We start from the raw sequence: 1,906 nt of genomic DNA, 5'->3' as shown, positions 1-1,906 counted from the left end.
CCTGCAGGATCTCGATCCTCTCCTCCCGGGAGGGAAGAGGAAAATCGATGATGAAATCGAACCGCCCGGCCCGGAGCAGGGCCGGCTCCATGAGGTCGATCCGATTGGTGGTGGCGATGACCAGAATGCCCAACGAGCCCTGGAGTTCGTCCATTTCCCGGAAAAGCTGGCTGACGATCCTCTGGGAGACATGGCCGGAATCTTCCGCGGTCCGGGCCGGCGCTATGGCTTCAATCTCGTCAATCAGCACGATGCACGGGGATGCCTGTTTGGCCCGCTTGAAGACCTCCCTCAGACCCTTTTCCGACTCCCCCACCCACTTCGACAACAGGGTGGGAGGATCGACGACGATGAGGGTCATTCCCGTCTCCCCGGCAAGAGCCTTGGCCATCAGGGTCTTCCCCGTCCCGGACGGGCCCGTGAAGAGAACGCCCTTGGGGGGGCCCAGACGCGAATGGGAGAAGACGGGCAGACCTCGCAAAGGGAGCTGAATCATGGAGTGGAGTTTTTTCTTTATCTCCTGCAATCCTCCGACATCCTGGAAGGAGATGTGGGGCCTTTCGCTCATGAACTCGCGGGTGGAGGTGGGCTCGACCGTCTTAAAAGCGGCCAGAAAATCGTCGGCGGTAACCTCGAGTTTCGCATCCTCCCCCAGGCTGGGTTTCGCATCCACTTCGAATTTGATCCCGGGCATGAGGCGACGCAGCGCCGCCATGCCCGCTTCCGCGCAGAGGGCGGCAAGATCCGCCCCGACGTACCCGTGGGTGATTTCCGCCAGACGGTTCAGGTCGACATCTGCCGCGAGCGGCATCTTGCGGGAATGGATCTTCAGGATCTGGAGGCGGTCCGCCCGTTTCGGGACGCCGATCGAGATCTCGCGGTCGAAACGTCCGGGGCGGCGGAGAGCCGGATCGACCAGCTCCGGCATGTTCGTGGCGCCGATGATCACCACCTCTCCCCGGGAAACGAGACCGTCCATCAGGGCGAGAAGCTGCGCCACCACGCGCTTTTCCACGTCACCGACGACCTGCGCCCTCCTCGGAGCGAGAGCGTCCAGCTCATCGAGGAAAATGATGCTGGGGGCGTTTTTCCGGGCCTCTTCGAACACCATCCGGAGCTTGGCCTCGCTCTCCCCATAGAACTTGTGGATGATCTCGGGGCCGTTGACGTGGATGAAGTGGGCCCGGACCTCGTTCGAAATCGCCCGCGCGATGAGGGTCTTTCCCGTACCCGGCGGCCCGGAAAGAAGGACGCCCCGGGGCGGGTCGATCCCGAGCTTGGTGAAGAGCTCGGGAAACTTCAGCGGAAGCTCGATCATCTCCCGGACGCTGCGAAGCTCCTGTTCCAGGCCTCCGATGTCTTCGTAAGAAGCCCGGAACGCCTTTTCATAGGCGAAATCGGTGGCCTGGAAGGTGATGTCGGTATGGGGAGTGATCCGGAGGGCCCCTCTCGGGTTTGCTCCCTCCACGATGAAGAACTGCGGCCGGGTTCCGAACAAGGCGATCTGGACCCTGTCTCCGATCACCACATGGAGTCCGGACAGAAGTTGAACGACGTGGCGGATCTCGTCTTCCTTGGGGATCGGCCTGCGGGGATCCACCGGGGTGAGGATCAGGGTTTCGGCCTGCTTGAACGGGACTTTCTGGACGGTACACCATTCGTCCACCGATATCTGGGCATTGTCCCTCGTGGTGCCGTCGATCTGGATCAGGCTCTGACCGGAATAATGGGGGGTGGTCTGGGCGGCGCGGGCCACGGTGGACCGGCGGCCTGTAACCATGAGGGCATCGCCGGGAACCGCTCCCAGGCTTTTCAGGACATCCTCGTCCACACGGGCAAGGCCTTTCCCCTCGTCTTCCACGAAGGCCTTGGCAACGCGCAGGGAAACCTCTTCTTTTCGTTTCAC

1 protein-coding gene is annotated in these 1,906 nt (G+C 62.2%); it reads right to left on the bottom strand.

Annotated elements, in window-relative coordinates:
* On the bottom strand, positions 1 to 1,906 hold a 1,906-nt coding region (locus tag VJ307_00855), incomplete at both ends, for an AAA family ATPase (protein HJX72674.1).

It is taken from the genome of Candidatus Deferrimicrobiaceae bacterium, assembly GCA_035256765.1.
Taxonomy (GTDB): Bacteria; Desulfobacterota; Deferrimicrobia; order Deferrimicrobiales; family Deferrimicrobiaceae; genus CSP1-8.
The sequence above is the reverse complement of the archived record's forward strand: the minus strand, read 5'-3'. Positions and strand labels throughout refer to the sequence as shown.